The sequence below is a fragment of the SAR324 cluster bacterium genome (genome assembly GCA_029245725.1).
Classification (GTDB): Bacteria; SAR324; SAR324; order SAR324; family NAC60-12; genus JCVI-SCAAA005.
This window is the reverse complement of the sequence record JAQWOT010000021.1, coordinates 1-1,802: the sequence shown is the minus strand read 5'-3', so window position 1 is coordinate 1,802 and position 1,802 is coordinate 1. Positions and strand designations below refer to the sequence as shown.

The 1,802-nt window shown below is 46.0% G+C and carries 3 protein-coding genes; 1 reads left to right on the top strand and 2 read right to left on the bottom strand.

What is annotated here, in order from left to right; translation table 11 throughout:
• On the top strand, window positions 1-186 hold a 186-nt coding region (locus P8O70_00730), incomplete at its 5' end, for an integrase (GenBank protein ID MDG2195408.1).
• A gap of 20 nt (window positions 187-206) precedes the next feature.
• Here P8O70_00730 and P8O70_00725 read toward each other — a convergent pair.
• A complete protein-coding gene (locus P8O70_00725) occupies window positions 207-491 on the bottom strand; it encodes a hypothetical protein (GenBank protein ID MDG2195407.1) in 285 nt (94 codons plus the stop codon).
• A 118-nt stretch (window positions 492-609) separates the two neighbouring features.
• The coding region (locus tag P8O70_00720; protein ID MDG2195406.1) for a gamma-glutamyltransferase family protein at window positions 610-1,802 on the bottom strand (1,193 nt) is incomplete at its 5' end.

The following is a 1,802-nucleotide window of genomic DNA, read 5'->3' as shown; positions in this document are numbered from 1 at the left end:
CGAGATACAGTTGCTTCAATGATGTTATCTAATGGAGCGACGCTGGCTGAGGTAGCCTATCAATTAGGACATGCCCCTGGCTCACCGATGACCCGCCGATATGCCAAGTTTATCCCTGCTGCCCAGCAGAGCATTGCTAACAAGGCTCAGCAAGCGATGAATTCTCTGCTGGAGACAGGCAGCTAAATGAAGTCAAAATGCTTCAATTATTGGAAAATATGAAATTTATCGACACTAGCAATCATCTCTTGGCTATCAATATCCACTCCTGCTTCTTTTCTCATTCTCATAACCTCTGGGTCAGATAAAAAAGCTTTAGCTCCCTCCATCGTCTTGGCCTCACTGACATCGTAGATCATGGAGCCATCCTCACTTTCTGTAGCAAAGATAACTCTCAACCCATGCTTGTCGGTATGAGGCTTTAAGTCACTAACCAATTGTTGCCAGCGCTCAAAGGTACATGTCTTTTTAAAGCTACCTAAAAATCTCATGATTTACTCATATTAATAAGTTAAAGGTTCAAATTATCAGAAGTTGAATGATTGTAAGCTAGTTCAATAGACGAGAAACAATCACTCTCTAACAAACAAAATCAAGCATTATGCAACCTCATTCGCCAAGGACTAGTCCCTCCCTGCGTGGATCTGCTCCACCAACCAATCCGGAAGGAGTAACAACAACTCCTTGTAGGCCACTGGTGAGTGAGCGAGCTCTAACCTTGTGCCCCATTTGCTCCATGTTCACTTTCAATTGCTCCGCTTGAGTGCCAGTTTCCAACTCCAGGGTGCCAAAGTTTTTGGCAATGTTTGGAAGATTGATCGCCTCCTGAATATCCATATTCCATTCAAGAACTCCCAAAAGGGTTTTGGCGACATAGGGTATGATTCGGCTACCACCAGGAGAACCGACAGCCATGTGTAAGTGCCCCCTTGAATTAAACACGAGTGTTGGTGACATGGAAGATCGGGGACGCTTCCCAGGTTCAAGCCGGTTGGCAATCAGACGACCATCCTGCTCAGGCCGAAAGGAAAAATCAGTCAATTCGTTATTGAGTAAAAATCCCCTGGTCATCAGCCGGGAGCCAAACCCATTCTCAATAGTCGTCGTCATACTGACAGCATTGCCCTGAGCATCGACAATTGCGAAGTGGCTTGTAGAGGGAAGTTCCATGGAAGCATCAGGGCTGAGCTTGTAACTCAGGGTGGTTGGCGGTGAACCTGCTGACATACCATCAGAAACCTTGTTTGAATTGATTAGTTTGGATCTCATCTCCAAATATTTAGGGTCAAGCAAGCCTTTGGTAGGCATGTCCACGTAGTCACTATCTGCCATGTAAAGGCCTCGATCTTTAAATGCCAGCAAGTTCACCTCTGCAAAGAGGTGTGTGAATTTTACTCCAGTCGGTGACAGGTCTTTCAGATTGAAGTGACTAAGCATGCCAAGCATTTGCCCAATGGTAAGTGCACCTGAAGAGGGAGGACCCATTCCACAAACCTGAAACTGCTTATAGTCATGACAAACCGGTGGCCTTTCAATTACCCAATAATTTCTGAGATCAGCAAGCGATAGTTTGCCGGGGTTGCCCTTGGCTTCTTGCACAGCCCGAACAATGTCTCTGGCAATTTCCCCGTAGTAGAAAGGCTCACTGCCTTGTGCAGCAATCAGGCGCAATGTTTGGGCAAAATCTAGATTGCGCAACACTGTTCCTTCAGGAATTGGGGTACCATCATTGAGGAAGAAATAAGATTTTGTTACTGGGAAAGTCCTGAGTCGCTCTGCATCCCTTTCAACAGAGGCTGCCA

Bases quoted from the DNA above. Each gene is read 5' to 3' on its own strand.
- P8O70_00725 (MDG2195407.1), bottom strand. From the start codon at position 491: ATGAGATTTTTAGGTAGCTTTAAAAAGACATGTACCTTTGAGCGCTGG.